Annotated in this window: 12 protein-coding genes and 1 pseudogene; 7 read left to right on the top strand and 6 right to left on the bottom strand. The window is 68.7% G+C overall.

The annotated features are described in order from the left end of the window. Positions 1–310 (top strand): annotated as a pseudogene (locus A5646_RS05605) (RNA polymerase subunit sigma-70); the annotation flags it as partial. After that, positions 307–1,047, top strand: coding sequence for a hypothetical protein (locus A5646_RS05600; RefSeq protein ID WP_067020475.1), 741 nt, complete (start codon positions 307–309; stop codon positions 1,045–1,047). The pseudogene A5646_RS05605 and the gene A5646_RS05600, both read left to right, overlap by 4 nt. A 38-nt stretch (positions 1,048–1,085) precedes the next feature. Here the strand turns inward: A5646_RS05600 and A5646_RS05595 are convergent, their stop codons facing one another. The 6 genes from A5646_RS05595 to ipdE1 all read right to left on the bottom strand — a co-directional run bounded on the left by A5646_RS05595 (position 1,086) and on the right by ipdE1 (position 7,161). Beyond that, positions 1,086–1,994 (bottom strand): endonuclease domain-containing protein, encoded by a 909-nt coding sequence (locus tag A5646_RS05595; protein WP_066859672.1) that lies wholly within the window; start codon positions 1,992–1,994, stop codon positions 1,086–1,088. 117 nt (positions 1,995–2,111) lie between these two features. Next, positions 2,112–3,272: a steroid 3-ketoacyl-CoA thiolase FadA6 gene (gene fadA6, locus A5646_RS05590; RefSeq protein ID WP_066859651.1), complete on the bottom strand. Its 1,161-nt coding sequence runs from the start codon at positions 3,270–3,272 to the stop codon at positions 2,112–2,114. A gap of 1 nt (position 3,273) precedes the next feature. Next, positions 3,274–3,894, bottom strand: coding sequence for a TetR family transcriptional regulator KstR2 (gene kstR2, locus A5646_RS05585; protein ID WP_156749304.1), 621 nt, complete (start codon positions 3,892–3,894; stop codon positions 3,274–3,276). Between the two features lie 78 nt (positions 3,895–3,972). Continuing rightward, positions 3,973–5,145, bottom strand: a complete 1,173-nt coding sequence (locus A5646_RS05580) for a proline-rich domain-containing protein (RefSeq protein ID WP_082984641.1) — start codon at positions 5,143–5,145, stop codon at positions 3,973–3,975. Positions 5,146–5,227: 82 nt separating this feature from the next. Further along, on the bottom strand, positions 5,228–6,016 hold the full coding sequence (ipdF, locus tag A5646_RS05575) for a (5R,7aS)-5-hydroxy-7a-methyl-1-oxo-2,3,5,6,7,7a-hexahydro-1H-indene-carboxyl-CoA reductase (protein WP_066859659.1): 789 nt from the start codon (positions 6,014–6,016) through the stop codon (positions 5,228–5,230). Then, positions 6,013–7,161, bottom strand: coding sequence for an acyl-CoA dehydrogenase IpdE1 (ipdE1, locus tag A5646_RS05570; RefSeq protein WP_067020472.1), 1,149 nt, complete (start codon positions 7,159–7,161; stop codon positions 6,013–6,015). Before ipdE1 ends, ipdF begins: the two co-directional genes overlap by 4 nt. 120 nt (positions 7,162–7,281) lie before the next feature. Here ipdE1 and fadD3 point away from each other — a divergent pair, with 120 nt between their 5' ends. The 5 genes from fadD3 to A5646_RS05545 are packed head-to-tail and all read left to right on the top strand — an operon-like array spanning position 7,282 to position 13,028. After that, entirely contained in the window at positions 7,282–8,826 is a 1,545-nt protein-coding gene (gene fadD3, locus A5646_RS05565; RefSeq protein ID WP_067020469.1) for a 3-((3aS,4S,7aS)-7a-methyl-1,5-dioxo-octahydro-1H-inden-4-yl)propanoate--CoA ligase FadD3, read from the top strand. After that, positions 8,826–9,971 carry an acyl-CoA dehydrogenase family protein gene (locus A5646_RS05560; RefSeq protein WP_066880114.1) on the top strand — a complete coding sequence of 382 codons (1,146 nt, stop codon included), beginning with the start codon at positions 8,826–8,828 and terminating at the stop codon, positions 9,969–9,971. The genes fadD3 and A5646_RS05560 overlap by 1 nt, the downstream gene beginning before the upstream one ends. Then, positions 9,968–10,912 (top strand): acyl-CoA dehydrogenase family protein, encoded by a 945-nt coding sequence (locus A5646_RS05555; RefSeq protein ID WP_067020466.1) that lies wholly within the window; start codon positions 9,968–9,970, stop codon positions 10,910–10,912. Before A5646_RS05560 ends, A5646_RS05555 begins: the two co-directional genes overlap by 4 nt. Further along, entirely contained in the window at positions 10,909–11,865 is a 957-nt protein-coding gene (locus A5646_RS05550) for an acyl-CoA dehydrogenase family protein (RefSeq protein WP_067020463.1), read from the top strand. Before A5646_RS05555 ends, A5646_RS05550 begins: the two co-directional genes overlap by 4 nt. Continuing rightward, positions 11,862–13,028, top strand: a complete 1,167-nt coding sequence (locus A5646_RS05545; RefSeq protein WP_067020460.1) for a pyridoxal phosphate-dependent aminotransferase — start codon at positions 11,862–11,864, stop codon at positions 13,026–13,028. The genes A5646_RS05550 and A5646_RS05545 overlap by 4 nt, the downstream gene beginning before the upstream one ends. Positions 13,029–13,032 lie beyond the last annotated feature (4 nt).

Genomic DNA, 13,032 nt, shown 5'->3' with positions numbered 1-13,032 from the left:
GTCCATCCAGCACACCGCGGAGGCGCAGCGGCAGCCCGGCTTGACGCTGGTACGCACGACGTTTCGGGCCGAGGCCGGCACCCGCGACGACGTCGCCGCCGTCAACGCCGCCCTGATCTGTCGGGACCATCTGCTTGGATCGCTTGATGAACGGTCATTGCGGATAGTGAGGGGCTTGATGACGGGCCGGACCAAAAAGGAGCTCGCCGCCGAAGAGGGCATCAGCCCGTCGGCGGTGTCCCAACGCGCGAGCCGCGACGGCCTGGACTTGATTGTGCTTGCCAGTCAATACCTTCGGAGTCTGCCGTGAGCGCCGTGGCGGTCTTTCTCATCGCCCTCGGCGTCGCCGACCTCTGCCGGCGTGCGGTCGGTGCGCTATGGCCACCGCTGCTGGCCGGGCCGGTGGTGGTGCTGGCGTGCGCGGGGCTGGGCGCCCTGTGGCGTGCCGGGGACATCGCGCTGCTCGTGCTGGCCGCCGCGGCGGTGGTGGCGTGGGAATGGCTTTGCGCGCGAAGCGAACTCAGCGGCAAAAACCAGATCGCTCCGCTGGCGGTGTTCGGCGGCGCGCTGGCGGTGCTGGCCCTGTTATCCGGCTGGTCCTCGCCGGGCGGCGGCGTCGTCGCGCGGTGGTCGGCCTGGGTTCACCTGCCACTCAGCCATGTCACGCCCGCCCGGTTGCTGATGCTCGTCGGCGTGATGCTGGTCCAGTTCGCCACCGCCAATCAGTTGGTGCGCCTGGTGCTTGGCTCGGTGGGCGCGGTGCGCCCACCGGGTGAGCCGCAGCCGTCGGATCGGCTCAAGGGCGGCCGGCTGCTGGGGCCGCTGGAGCGGCTGTTGATTCTCAGCCTCGGCGTCGGCGGCCAGGTGGCCGCGGCCAGCGCCGTCGTCGCGGCCAAGGGCATCATCCGATTCCCGGAATTGAACGCCCAGACCAACCGCAACAACGGCGTAGGCATCGACGAGGTGACCGAGTACTTCTTGGTCGGCAGCTTCACGAGTTGGCTGCTCGCCCTGGGCGGCATTGGCCTGGTGGTGGCGACCCGATAGGCGGCCGAATCCGGTAAAAGGTTGACCGAGGGTGGATTTCACGACGCGACACGCCGCGGTGCCGTCGAGGATTTCACGCTCGGTGGCCCAGGGCGCCATCCCGCGGCCCGCATCGCGTTGACGACACGGGCAATGAGGGTGCCGTGCCGATAGCGGAGAAGGTCGCTGCCGACCCGCACGATCGTCCAGCCCAAGTCGGCCAATGCGGTGTACCGGTCGATGTCGCGATCGCGCTGCCCGGCGTCCGTCCAGTGCTGCGGTCCGTCGTACTCGATGCCGACGCGCAGCTCGCGGTACCCCATGTCGATGCGGGCAACGAAGTCGCCGTAGTCGTCGCACACTCGGATCTGTGTCTGTGGCACAGGCAAACCCGCGTCGATCAGCACCAGCCGAGTACGGGTCTCCTGCGGAGACTCCGCGCCGCTGTCCACCAGCGGCAGCACCGCTTTGAGCCGACCCAGGCCGCGCGTGCCGCGATGCCCGGCCAGCACGGCTTCGATGTCGCTGATTTTGACGTCGGTGACGTTCGCCAGCGCATCGAGCCGCTGCACCGCGGACAGCCGCGACGATGTCCACCGTCCAACATCGAAAGCGGTGCGCGCCGGACTGGTCACTGGCATGCCGTCGACTTCGACTACCTCACCGGGGAGCAGTGTCTCGCTGTGCACGACGATGCCGGCGGGTGGGCGGCGATTGCCGTGCACCAGCTCAGCATCGAGCGTCGGATTCACCCACTTCGCCCCGAGCATCGCGGCCGCCGAGTTCCCCGCGATGACGCCGTTGCGCCGCGACCAAAGCCATGCCGCCCGCGCGCGTTCGCGCGCCGTCAGCGCGATGCCGCCGGGGGCGTAGACACCCGGATGGACAGGCTCGAAGAGGGAGCGCATTGCCCGCTCGGGCATCACTTTTGCCGCCAGGGCCTCACTGCCCAGGAAGAGCTCCGTCATGCCGCCGATGGTGCCAACCCGCACCGACAACCTCGCGAATGTGAATCCTACGACGCGACACGCGGTTGACGCGTCGTAGCTTTCACACTGGGCGACGGAAGCGAGTGCTGCACGAGGTCAGAGGCGCTCGATGATCGTGACATTGGCCGTGCCGCCGCCCTCGCACATCGTCTGCAGCCCGTAGCGGCCACCGATGCGCTCCAGCTCGTTGAGCATGGTGGTGAACAGCTTGGCGCCGGTGGCACCCAGCGGGTGACCGAGCGCGATCGCGCCCCCGTTGGGGTTGACCTTCTCCGGGTCGGCCTTGATCTCCTTGAGCCAGGCCAACACCACCGGCGCGAACGCCTCGTTGATCTCGACGGTGTCGATGTCGTCGATGGACAGCCCGGTCTTGTCCAGCGCGTAGCGGGTCGCCGGGATGGGCCCGGTCAGCATGAACACCGGGTCGGCGGCGCGGGCGCTGATGTGGTGGATGCGTGCCCGCGGCGTCAGGTTGTGCTCCTTGACGGCCTTTTCGGACGCGAGCAGGACGGCACTGGCACCATCGGAGATCTGGCTGGCCATGGCCGCCGTCAACCGGCCCCCCTCGACCAGTGGCTTGAGCCCGGCCATCTTCTCCAGCGACGACTCGCGCGGCCCCTCGTCAACCCGGAACGGCCCGGATTCGGTTTCCACGGTGATGATTTCGTTGTCGAAGTGGCCGCCGCGAATGGCCGCGAACGCGCGCTCGTGGCTGGTCAGCGCGTAGCGCTCCATCTCTTCGCGGGACAGGTTCCACTTCTCCGCGATCAGCTCGGAGCCGCGGAATTGTGAGATCTCCTGGTCGCCGTAGCGGTGCAGCCACTGCTTGGATTCGTTTGTCGGTGAGGTGAATCCGAACTGCTCGCCGACCGTCATGGCCGACGAGATCGGGATCTGGCTCATGTTCTGCACGCCGCCGGCGACGATCAGATCGGCGGTGCCGGACAGGACCGCTTGCGCGCCAAAGGAAATGGCCTGCTGGCTGGATCCGCACTGCCGGTCGACGGTGACGCCGGGAACCTCTTCGGGATAGCCCGCGGCCAGCCACGAGAGCCGGGCGATGTTGCCGGCCTGCGCGCCGATGGCATCGACACAGCCGGCGATCACGTCGTCGACGGCGGCGGGATCGACGTCGACCCGGTCGAGCAGGCCGCGCCATCCCAGCGCACCGAGATCCACCGGGTGAATTCCGGCCAGCGACCCGCCGCGCTTGCCGACCGCGGTACGCACAGCGTCGATGACGTACGCCTCAGGCATTTCAGACTCCTTCTTCGATGTTCTTTGATTCCGCAGTGATCCCGCCAAGCACGATGGCGAGATATTGCTGGCCCACCTGCTCCGCGGTGAGCGGTCCGCCGGGTTGATACCAGCGCACCGACACCCAGGTGGTGTCACGGATGAAGCGGTAGATCAGGTCGACGTCGAGGTCGGGCCGGAAATACCCCTGTTCGACGCCCTGATTGAGCAACTCGAGCCACATCTTGCGCTGTTGCCGGTTCATGTCCTCGATGTAGGAGAACCGGGGCTGAGACAACAACCGCTGGGCTTCGTCCTGGTAGATGACGACCTGCGCGTGCCGGTGCTCGATCGCCTCGAACGACGCCATGAACAGCCCCTTGAGCCGCTCCAGGGGGTTGGCCTCGCTGTCGACGATTTCGCGATAGCGCGCGAACAGCCAGTCCAGGAAACTGCGCAACAGTTCGTCGACCATCTCCTCCTTGGAGGAGAAGTGGTGATACAGGCTGCCGGACAGAATGCCGGCGCTGTCGGCGATGTCCCGGACGGTGGTGGCGCGCAATCCACGCTCGGCGAACATCGTCGCGGCGAGCTCCAGTAGCTCGTCTCGCCGGCTGTTCGCCTGACCGGGCACTCGGTCCACCCGATCAGAGTATCAACCAAGCGCTTGCTTGGCCACCGACGCCTTGGTTTCCGATCCGCGGCCGCTCCGTCAAGAGCGTCAGCGCAGCGAGACCACCGGCGGATTCTGCGACTCGTCGGCGTTGCCGGACACGAAGGTGTCGACGACGCTCGTCTTGGTGCCGCCCGACCGGGTCTGGGCCGTCAGCGGGAAGTTGACCGACCCGGAGAAGGACGCCTCGAGTCGGAAGGGATCGAACAGGTTGATCTTGAGGCCGCTGATGTCCGGTTTGCCCCAGGCGGCGGTCCCGTCCACCAGGTCGTAGTCGAAGGCGTGCTGCGGGCAGTCGGCCGGTCGCAGTTGGTTCGAGTTCGCGCAACTGGCCAGCGCCGCCGATATCGCGGAGCTGGTCGCGGCCAACCCCTTGTCGCTGAGTTTGAATTCCAGGTCGTTGAAGTACGCGCCCGATGTCGTCAGATTGTCAAGCAGGAAGGGCTTTTTCGTGTTGACGGCCAGATTCGGGTTGCTGCTGGAGACGTCCAGCCAACCGGGGAAGACGTACACCGGCGCGGTGCCGACGGGCTTGCCGAAGAACGTCGCGGTTTTGACGGCGGCCTGCTCGATGCCCGCGTTCAGCGTGTCCACCTTGATCGCGGCGTGGTCGAGTTTCCAGTCGCTGCCCGCCTTCTTGATCGACATGGTCACGTCCGAGGTGTTTTCGCCGAATTTCGCCGACACGTGCACCTGCCCGAAACCGAAAGCGTGCGCGGAATTGTCGTCGAGGATCTTGATGTCGGTGATCGGCCACCGCGCGATCTGCCGCTTGAGGATGTCGTCGGTCAGGAACTCCTTCGACGCCGGCTGATCGGTGCTGTACGACAACGCGGCCTGCGCATCGCCGCGGGCCAGCGCCTCGAGGTAACCCTTGGCGGCATCACCGGCGCTGCCCGACCCGCCGCCACTGCTGACCGCGATCACGGTGATGACAACCGCGACAAGCACCGCGGCGGCCACGCTCAGCCCGATGATCCACGGCTTGCGATTGCGTTGCCCGGGACCGCCCTGCGGCCCGTTGAACTGGGCGACGGTGACCGGCGGTGGCGAGGGCCACCCCCCGTACGCGGGCTGCCCGAAAGGGGCTGGCTGACCCCCTTGACCCCACTGCTGCGGCCAACCCGCGTCGGATTGCCACGGGGCACCCGGTGGCTGGCCGGGTGTGCTTGCGGGAGGCGGGTTCTCACCCCACGGTCGGTGACCCGGTCCGTCGCTCACTGCACCCTCCCACCTGCGTCAACCGCGTTGGTCGACAATTGTAAACACGTCGCGGGCCGGCGCTAGTCAGCGATATCGCAGCTCATGGGTGCTGACTGGACACCGAGATGACCTCGCCGGTCAGGTAGCTGGAGTAGTCGCTGGCGAGGAACGCGATGGTGGCCGCCACCTCCCACGGTTCGGCGGCGCGCCCGAAGGCTTCGCCGGCCGACAGCCGGTCGAGCAGATCGGCCGACGACGTCTTCTCCAGAAACTTGTGCCGCGCGATGCTCGGCGACACCGCATTGATCCGCACGTCGTACTCCGCGGCTTCGATTGCGCTGCAACGGGTCAGCGCCATCACGCCGGCCTTGGCGGCGGCATAGTGCGCCTGCGAATGCTGAGCCCGCCAGCCCAGGACGCTGGCGTTGTTGACGATCACTCCGCCGTGCGGTGCGTCACGGAAGTAGCGCAGCGCCGCGCGGGTGGCGCGGAACACTGACGTCAGGGTGACGTCCAGGACCCGGTCCCACTCCTCGTCGGTCATGTCGACCACCGGCGTCTGCCCGCCCAGCCCGGCGTTGTTCACCAGGACGTCGACGCGTCCCATCCGCGCGGTCGCCGACGCGAACAGCGCATCGATCTGCGCGGTCGACGTCACGTCGCACAGCACGCTTTCGACCCTGCCCTGGCCGAGCGCGGTGAGCTGGTCGGCGGTCTCCCCCAACCGGCGTTCGTGGTGATCCGAGATCACCACGTCGGCCCCCTCTGCCAGCGCCCGTCGTGCCGTCGACGCGCCGATGCCGGTGCCCGCGGCGGCGGTGACGACCACCACCTTGCCCTGCAGAAGTCCGTGTCCGGCAATCTCTTTCGGGGCTTCGGACAGGCTCATCCCTTCACCTCTCGGGGTAGGCCGAGCACCCGCTCGGCGATGATGTTGCGCTGGATCTCGTTGGACCCGCCGTAAATGGTGTCCGCGCGAGTGAACAGGAACAGCCGCTGCCATTCGTCGAACTCGCCGTCGGCCAGGGTCAGCCCCGGCTTGCCGATGACGTCCATGGCCAGCTCGCCGAGGTCGCGATGCCAGTTGGCCCACAACAACTTCGACACGTTGTCCTGTCCGGGCTGCTCGACATCCATGGTGGCCAGCGCGTAGCTGCGCATGGCCCGCAGCCCGGTCCACGCCCGGGTCAGCCGCTCGCGGATGAACGGGTCCTCGGCGGCGCCGGTCCGCTGGGCAAGCTCGGCGAGGTTGGAAAGCTCACGGGCGTAACGGATCTGCTGCCCGAGCGTCGAGACCCCACGCTCGAAGGTCAGCGTCCCCATGGCGACCCGCCAGCCGTCGCCGGGCTCGCCGACCACCAGAGAGGCCTCGGTGCGGGCGTCGTCGAAGAACACCTCGTTGAATTCCGAGTCACCGGTCAGCTGGATGATCGGACGGACCTGGACACCGGGCTGATCCAGCGGCACCAGCAGGTACGACAGCCCGGCGTGGCGCTTGGAGCCTTTCTCGGTGCGCGCGACCACGAAGCACCACTGCGCCCAGTGCGCCAGCGACGTCCACACCTTCTGGCCGTTGATCACCCACTCGTCGCCGTCGAGTTCGGCGGTGGTCGCCACGTTGGCCAGGTCGCTGCCGGCGCCGGGCTCGGAGTAGCCCTGGCACCACAGCTCGGTGACGTCGAGGATGCGCGGCAGGAAGCGCTGCTGCTGTTCGGGCGTGCCGAAGGCGATCAGCGTGGGGCCAAGCAGCTCCTCGCCGAAGTGGTTGACCTTGTCCGGGGCGTCGGCCTTGGCGTACTCCTCGTAGAACGCCACTCGGTGCGCGGTGGACAGGCCGCGGCCGCCGTGCTCGACCGGCCAGCCGAGGCACGTCAGTCCGGCCGCGGCGAGGTGCTGGTTCCATGCCCGGCGCTCCTCAAACGCCTCGTGCTCGCGTCCGGGCCCACCGAGGCCCTTGAGAGCTGCGAATTCGCCGACCAGATTGTCGGCGAGCCACTGCCGGACCTCCGCCCGGAACTCCTCGACGTCCTGCATGCCCTGTAGGCTAACCTACCAAGCACTTGCTTTGTAGCTCGGTGACGATGCGCGCCGCGGGGCGGCGTGAGGAGAAACCGGGCAATCAAAATCGCGTCAGCGCCGCTACAGGAGCATCCCATGACCAACGATCCGCGCACGGTGCCCGCCGCGCTGGATCGTTTCGCGAGCCGGCTGCCCGATCACGACGCGCTGATCACCGACGAACGATCCTTCACCGCCGCCGGCCTGCGCGACGAGGTGCACCGCGCGGCCGCCGCCCTCATCGATCTCGGCGTGCGGGCGGGCGACCGGGTGGCCGTCTGGTCGCCGAACACCTGGCACTGGGTGGTGGCCTGCCTGGCAATCCACCACGCCGGGGCCGCGATGGTGCCGCTGAACACCCGCTACACCGCCGCCGAGGCCAGCGACATCCTGGCCCGGACCGGCGCCCCGGTGCTGTTCGGCATGGGCCGCTTCCTCGGCCACGATCGCCTGGCCGACCTGAACCGCGCGGCGCTGCCCGCGCTGCGGCACATCGTGCGGATACCGGTCGATGCCGACGATCCTGTTCCGGCGACCTGGGACGAGTTCATCGCGCGCGGCACCGACCTCGACGCGGTCGCGGCTCGCGCGTCCGCCGTCGTCCCCGATGACGTCAGCGACATCCTGTTCACCTCCGGCACGACCGGACGCAGCAAAGGCGTGCTGTGCGCGCACCGGCAGTCGTTGTCGGCGTCGGCCTCCTGGGCGGCCAACGGCAAGATCACCAGCGACGACCGCTATCTGTGCATCAACCCGTTCTTTCACAACTTCGGGTACAAGGCCGGGATCCTGGCGTGCCTGCAGACCGGGGCGACGCTGATTCCGCACCTGACCTTCGATCCGCTGCGCGCACTGCAGGCCATCGAGCGACACCGCATCACCGTGCTGCCCGGGCCGCCCACCATCTACCAAACCCTGCTCGACCACCCGGCGCGCAACGACTACGACCTGAGCTCGTTGCGGTTCGCGGTGACCGGCGCGGCGACCGTGCCCGTGGTGCTGGTCGAGCGCATGCAGTCCGAACTGGACATCGACATCGTGCTGACCGCCTACGGGCTGACCGAGGCCAACGGCATGGGCACGATGTGCCGCGCCGACGATGACGCGGTCACCGTGGCCACCACCTGCGGCCGCCCGTTCGCCGACTTCGAATTGCGCATCGACGCCGAGGCCCCCGGGGAGTCGGGCGAGGTGTTGCTGCGCGGGCCGAACGTGATGCTGGGCTACCTGGAAGACCCCGAGGCCACCGCGGCCGCCATCGACGCCGACGGCTGGCTGCACACCGGTGACATCGGCGCCGTCGACGCGGCCGGCAACCTGCGCATCACCGATCGCCTGAAAGACATGTACATCTGCGGTGGATTCAACGTCTACCCCGCCGAGGTCGAGCAGGTGCTGGCCCGGATGGACGGCGTGGCCGACGCCGCGGTGATCGGAGTTCCCGACGAGCGGCTCGGGGAGGTGGGCCGGGCATACCTGGTGACCCGGCCCGGCGCCCAACTCGACGAGCAATCCGTGATCGCTTACACCCGTGAACATCTGGCGAACTTCAAGGCACCGCGGTCGGTGCGGTTCGTCGACGCGTTGCCGCGCAATGCCGGCGGCAAGGTGGTCAAACCACAACTGCGAGAGCTGGACTGATGGATCTGGATCTAGACGAAGACACCCTGGCCTTCCAGGCCGAGGTCCGGGAATTCCTGTCGGCCAACGCCGAAAACATCCCGACCAAGTCATACGACAACGCCGAAGGCTTTGATCAGCACCGGAAATGGGACCGGGTGCTGTTCGACGCCGGCCTGTCGGTGATCACCTGGCCGAAAAAGTACGGCGGCCGCGACGCGCCGCTGCTGCACTGGGTGGTGTTCGAGGAGGAGTACTTCCGGGCCGGCGCGCCGGGCCGCGCCAGCGCCAACGGCACCTCGATGCTGGCGCCGACGCTGTTCGCGCACGGCACCGAAGAACAGCGAGACCGGATCCTGCCGAAAATGGCTAGCGGAGAAGAGATCTGGGCCCAGGCGTGGTCGGAGCCCGAGTCCGGCAGCGACCTGGCGTCGCTGCGATCCACCGCCACCCAGACCGACGGCGGTTGGCTGCTCAACGGGCAGAAGATCTGGAGCTCGCGAGCCCCGTTCGCCGAGCGGGGCTTCGGGCTGTTCCGGTCAGACCCGGGAGCCGAGCGGCACAACGGGCTGACGTACTTCATGTTCGACCTGAAGGCCAAGGGGGTCACGGTGCGCCCCATCGTCCAGCTGGGCGGCGACACCGGGTTCGGCGAGATCTTCCTCGACGACGTCTTCGTGCCCGACGAGGACGTGATCGGCACCCCGCACGAGGGCTGGCGGGCGGCCATGAGCACGTCGAGCAACGAGCGCGGCATGTCACTGCGCAGCCCGGCCCGCTTCCTGGCCACCGCCGAGCGGCTGGTGCGGCTGTGGCAGGACAGCGGCTCACCCGAGGCGTTCGCCGACCGGGTGGCCGACGGCTGGATTAAGGCGCAGGCCTACCGGCTGCAGACCTTCGGCACGGTGACCCGGTTGGGCCTCGGCGGGGAGCTGGGCGCCGAATCGTCGGTGACCAAGGTGTTCTGGTCCGACCTCGACGTCGAACTGCACCAGACCGCGCTGGACCTGCTGGCCGCCGACGGGGAACTGACCAGCCGGTGGACCGAGGGCTTGCTGTTTGCGCTAGGCGGCCCGATCTACGCCGGCACCAACGAGATTCAGCGCAACATCATCTCCGAGCGGTTGCTGGGCCTGCCGCGCGAAAAGTCCGGGGGCAAGAAGTGAAATTTGCGCTAGACGAACAGCAGCGCGACTTCGCGGCCAGCATCGACGCCGCGCTGGGCGCGGCGGATCTGCCCGGCGCGGTGCGCGCGTGGGCGGCGGGCGACACCGCACCGGGCCGCAAGGTGTGGGAGCAGTTGGCCACCCTGGGCGTCACCGCGCTGGCCGTGCCGGAGAAATTCGACGGGATCGAGGCCGACCCCGTCGACCTCGTCGTCGCCGTCGAGCGCCTGGGCCGCTGGTGCGTGCCGGGGCCGGTCGCCGAATCCATCGCCGTGGCACCGGTTTTGCTCGCCTCGGGCGATCGGGCCGAGCGATGCGCCGAACTGGCCTCCGGTGAGCTGATCGCCACCGTCGCCCTGCCGCCGCAGACGCCGCGCGCGGTGGACGCCGACGTGGCCGGGATGGTGCTGCTGGCCGGCGAGAACGGCGTCACTGAGGCAACACCAGGCGACGCCCACGAGTCCGTCGACCCCAGCCGAAAGCTCTTCGACGTGACCGCGACCGGGCCGTCGTGGCAGGCGGATGTCAAGCGCGCCTACCAGTTCGGCGCGCTGGCCACCGCGGCCCAGCTGATCGGTGCGGCCGAGGCGCTGCGCGACGGCGCGGTCGACTACGCCAAGCAGCGCACCCAGTTCGGCCGGGTGATCGGCTCGTATCAGGCGATCAAGCACAAGCTCGCCGACGTGCACATCGCCATCGAGCTGGCCCGTCCGCTGGTGTATGGCGCGGCGCTGACGCTGGACCCCCGCGACGTCAGCGCGGCCAAGGCGGCGGCGTCCGAGGCGGGGCTGTTGGCGGCGCGGTCGGCGCTGCAAACCCACGGTGCGATCGGCTTCACCCAGGAGCACGACCTGTCGCTGTTGCTGCTGCGGGTGCAGGCGCTGCGGTCGGCGTGGGGCACCCCGGAGCAGCACCGGCGCCGAGTGCTGGAGGCGCTATGACCACAACAGAAGAACGCGAACTCCTCCGCGAGACCGTCGCCGCCCTGGTGGCCAAGCACGCCGGCCCGGCGGCCGTGCGCGCGGCCATGGAGTCCGAGAAGGGCTACGACGAGTCGCTCTGGCAGCTGCTGTGCGAGCAGGTCGGCGCGGCGGCACTGGTGATTCCCGAGGAGCTGGGCGGCGCGGGCGGCGAACTGGCCGATGCCGCAACGGTTTTGCAGGAGCTGGGCCGCGCGCTGGTGCCCTCCCCGCTGCTCGGCACCACGCTGGCCGAGCTGGCGCTGCTGAGCGCGGCCGAACCGGACGTCACGACGCTGGAGGGCCTCGCCGAGGGCGCCGCGATCGGCGCGCTGGTGTTCGACGCCGACTACGTGGTCAACGGTGATATCGCCGACGTCGTGGTCGCCGTCGAGGACGGCCGGCTGAACAGGTGGACCCGGTTCGGCGCCGAGCCCGTCACCACCATGGACCCGACCCGGCGCCTGGCGCGGCTCACGGCCGAGGAGACCGAGCCGATCGGCACCGACCCCGGCCTGGCGGACACGGCGGCCATCCTGCTGGCCGCCGAGCAGATCGGTGCCGCGCAGCGCTGTTTGGAGCTGACGGTCGAATATGCCAAGGACCGAGTGCAATTCGGCCGGCCGATCGGCAGCTTCCAGGCGCTCAAGCACCGGATGGCCGATCTGTATGTCACCGTCTCCGCCGCCAAGGCCGTCGTCGCCGACGCCTGCGATGCCCCCAGTCCCACCAACGCCGCCACCGCCCGCCTTGCCGCCACCGAGGCGCTGAACGTCGTGGCCGCCGAGGGGATCCAGCTGCACGGCGGCATCGCGATCACCTGGGAACACGACATGCACCTGTACTTCAAGCGCGCCCACGGCAGCGCGCATCTGCTGGATTCGCAGCAACAACTGCTTAAGCGGCTGGAATCCGAGGTACTCCAGACGCCGTGACCGACCGTGTCTCGCTGCGCGCCGGCATCCCACCGTTCTATGTGATGGATGTGTGGCTGGCGGCCGCGGAACGCCAGCGCAGCCACGGCGACCTGGTCAACCTGTCGGCGGGCCAGCCCAGCGTGGGTGCGCCCGAGCCGGTGCGAGCGGCCGCGGCGGCCGCCGTGCATTCCAACGAGCTGGGTTACTCGGTGTCGTTGGGCACCCCGGAACTGCGCGCCGCGATCGCCGCCGACTACCAGCGCCAGCACGGGCTCGACGTCGAACCGGATGCGGTGGTGATCACCACCGGCTCCTCCGGCGGCTTCCTGCTCACCTTCCTGGCCTGCTTCGACGTCGGCGATCGGGTGGCGCTGGCCAGCCCCGGTTACCCGTGTTACCGAAACATCTTGTCCGCCTTGGGTTGTGAGGTGGTGGAGATTCCCTGCGGGCCGCAGACTCGCTTCCAGCCGACCGCGCAGATGCTGGCCGAACTCGACCCGCCGGTGCAGGGCGTCATCGTGGCGAGCCCCGCCAACCCGACGGGCACCGTCATCGACCCGGCGGAGCTGGCCGCCATCGCCTCCTGGTGTGATGCATCGGGAGCGCGACTGATCAGCGACGAGGTGTACCACGGCCTGGTCTACGACGGTGCGCCACAGACCAGCTGCGCGTGGCAGACATCCCGAAACGCCGTGGTGGTCAACAGCTTTTCGAAGTACTACGCGATGACGGGCTGGCGGCTGGGCTGGCTGCTGGTGCCGGCCGAGCTGCGCCGCGCGGTGGATTGTTTGACCGGCAATTTCACCATCTGCCCGCCCGTGCTGTCGCAACTCGCCGCGGTGGCGGCCTTCACCCCGGAGGCGACGGCCGAAGCCGACGGTCACCTGCACCACTACGCGACCAACCGCTCGCTGGTGCTCGACGGGCTGCGCAGCATCGGCATCGAGCGGTTGGCCCCCACCGACGGCGCCTTCTACGTCTACGCCGACGTTTCGGAATTCACCGACAACTCGATCGAGTTCTGTTCAAAGCTGTTGGCGCAGACCGGTGTTGCGATCGCACCGGGCATCGACTTCGACACCGCGCGCGGGAATTCGTTCGTGCGGCTGTCGTTCGCGGGCCCGACCCGCGATATCGAGGAAGCGGTGCGACGCCTCGGCACCTGGCTCGCGGCGCGCTAGCGAA

It is taken from the genome of Mycobacterium sp. 1245499.0, assembly GCF_001673615.1.
Lineage (GTDB): Bacteria > Actinomycetota > Actinomycetes > Mycobacteriales > Mycobacteriaceae > Mycobacterium > Mycobacterium europaeum_A.
Note: the sequence above shows the minus strand (reverse complement) of the source record. Positions and strands in the feature narration are given on the sequence as shown.

Coding starts and splice junctions, on each gene's coding strand:
- fadA6 (WP_066859651.1), bottom strand. CDS start 3,272: ATGCCTGAGGCGTACGTCATCGACGCTGTGCGTACCGCGGTCGGCAAG.
- A5646_RS05550 (WP_067020463.1), top strand. CDS start 10,909: ATGACCACAACAGAAGAACGCGAACTCCTCCGCGAGACCGTCGCCGCC.
- A5646_RS05595 (WP_066859672.1), bottom strand. CDS start 1,994: ATGACGGAGCTCTTCCTGGGCAGTGAGGCCCTGGCGGCAAAAGTGATG.
- ipdF (WP_066859659.1), bottom strand. CDS start 6,016: ATGAGCCTGTCCGAAGCCCCGAAAGAGATTGCCGGACACGGACTTCTG.
- ipdE1 (WP_067020472.1), bottom strand. CDS start 7,161: ATGCAGGACGTCGAGGAGTTCCGGGCGGAGGTCCGGCAGTGGCTCGCC.
- A5646_RS05560 (WP_066880114.1), top strand. CDS start 8,826: ATGGATCTGGATCTAGACGAAGACACCCTGGCCTTCCAGGCCGAGGTC.
- fadD3 (WP_067020469.1), top strand. CDS start 7,282: ATGACCAACGATCCGCGCACGGTGCCCGCCGCGCTGGATCGTTTCGCG.